The sequence below is a fragment of the Rhizobium sp. Leaf321 genome, assembly GCF_001423215.1.
GTDB lineage: Bacteria > Pseudomonadota > Alphaproteobacteria > Rhizobiales > Rhizobiaceae > Neorhizobium > Neorhizobium soli.
In genome coordinates this window covers 25,227-27,063 of the sequence record NZ_LMOF01000004.1, presented here as the reverse complement: position 1 = coordinate 27,063, position 1,837 = coordinate 25,227, and the positions used below count along the sequence as shown (strand labels likewise).

General features: G+C 57.8%; 2 protein-coding genes. Both read right to left on the bottom strand.

The features are described 5' to 3' along the window. Positions 1–207: 207 nt before the first annotated feature. Complete coding sequence (locus ASF70_RS02745; protein WP_156461742.1) at positions 208–1,164, bottom strand: 3'-5' exonuclease; 957 nt, start codon at positions 1,162–1,164, stop codon at positions 208–210. A gap of 211 nt (positions 1,165–1,375) precedes the next feature. Further along, positions 1,376–1,837 (bottom strand): hypothetical protein (locus ASF70_RS24490; RefSeq protein WP_062577245.1); only part of this gene is annotated, 462 nt, incomplete at its 5' end.

The window sequence follows — 1,837 nt, the reverse complement described above, 5'->3', positions numbered from 1 at the left end:
AGCGGCTGGGAGGAGGAGCGCCGTTGTTCTGCCAGGTGCCCCATGGGAGGAGCGTGGGCGCCTGGAACACGAAGCTCTGCGGGAGGAGGTGCATCGCTTTGTCTACGCCAATCTACTCTAGCCAGCGATATCAGTAAGGAGGTCAGGCGCAACGCAGCTATGCGTTTTACGCATCGCCCGCTCAGCAAACGCCTAAAAGTTGTCCTGTCAGGCCTTAAAACGATCAAATGCCGTTAGGACCTTGGTTAGGGGATCTGCTTCGGGATACTGGTAGATCTCGGTTCGCAGATAGCGAAGCTCGTCCTCTAGGTCGGGCTCATCAACCTCTATCCACCAGCTTTTAGGCCCCCCCTCTGCCCCGTCCGACCAACGATAGCCACGAGCCTTGAGATGATCTTTGAAATCGTAAGGGCTGTTTTCCGCGAAGATACGGACACGTGACCGCTGGCTCGCGTTGTAAAGCTCTGCGAATGGTGAGATGCCGTCGGCTTCACCCTTCCGATCGAGGATCTCCAGTAGCGCAAAGCAGTCGTCAACCGCTCGATGGCCATTGTGGAAAAAGCCAGCCTGTCCGATGAGGTAACCGAGCTTCGTGCCTTCGAAGCCCCGCGACGACCAGTCGATTTCGGCGTTCGAGCAGGCCCATGCCTTGCCGGAAAACATCGGCGAAAATGCCTCGCAGAAGGGGCGGTCGAATCTGGCATTGTGGGCGATAACCAGATCAGCAGGTTCGATGAGCGACCGTAGCATCGGGATATCGATGAACTGACCGTCAACCATCTCGTCAGTGATACCGGTAATCTTGGTAATTTCGGCTGGGATGGCGGTTCCGGGCTGCTGCAGGCCGCCGTACACTCCGGTGATATCGCCGGTAGTCCCATGTTCGTCGAAGGTAAAGGCAATGACGCCAATCTCGATAATCTCGGCTTTGCGATGATCGAGACCGGTGGTCTCCGTGTCGATGATTATGCCATGCAGAGGGTATTGGGGTCGAACGCGGCCTGTGACCTGACGAGGTTCAAGCTTATGCAGGATCCTGTAGCGGCCCGTCGCGGCAAGATGCGACAGCATCTCAGCCTCTTCCATGGGTTGGCTCTTGACGCGTCTGACCCGCGAGGGGGAGTAGACCAGATCCTCTTGGCCGTTCGCCGGGTCGATGAACATATCGAATTGGGCTGGCTTGCCAGTCGGATGCTGCTGCGTCATCCTTACAGAATTATCATGCACTGGCACCGATATGTAGCTCGAAAGACCTTTACGACACCGAAACGGCTCCCAGTCCCCGTTTTTCGATTGGCAGCGTCTTTAGCTATCGCTCGCACCGCTCGAGCATCTTTCGCAGTTGCGCGTTCTGCAATCGAAGCTTTCCGACCAATTAGCCCCTGAGCAACCTGATCTCGTCGTCGAGGCTCAGCGTATCGTCTGACGGGATGGTGCGGTCAGATGGGACTTGCGTCGTGTCAACCAACTCCGGTTTCCTGCCTCGACCCAACTGCTTGCGCGGTTTGCTCTCTACCCGGAGCTGCAAATTCGCTGCGTCCGGAGATGGGAGGACGGCGATGTCCGGGAGATCGGAGGGCGTCAGATCATCATCAGCGACAACGTCAGCTACGACATTGGCTGGAATGTCATCAGCTCGCCTGCAGCTTGCAATCGTGGGAGGCTCTACCGGAACAGGATCCGATCTATCAGTCGGTGGTAGCTCAGCAGCTGCGCGTGCGCTTGAGACCGATGGGCTCTCCTCAGCAGCGGTCTCCACTGGGCCGGAAAGAGCCAGGACATTCGGCTTCGCATCGGCAACCACCGCGTCCTGCTTCGACTCACGGCGGCGTGGCAC

Bases quoted from the DNA above. Each gene is read 5' to 3' on its own strand.
- ASF70_RS02745 (WP_156461742.1), bottom strand. From the start codon at position 1,164: ATGTTCATCGACCCGGCGAACGGCCAAGAGGATCTGGTCTACTCCCCC.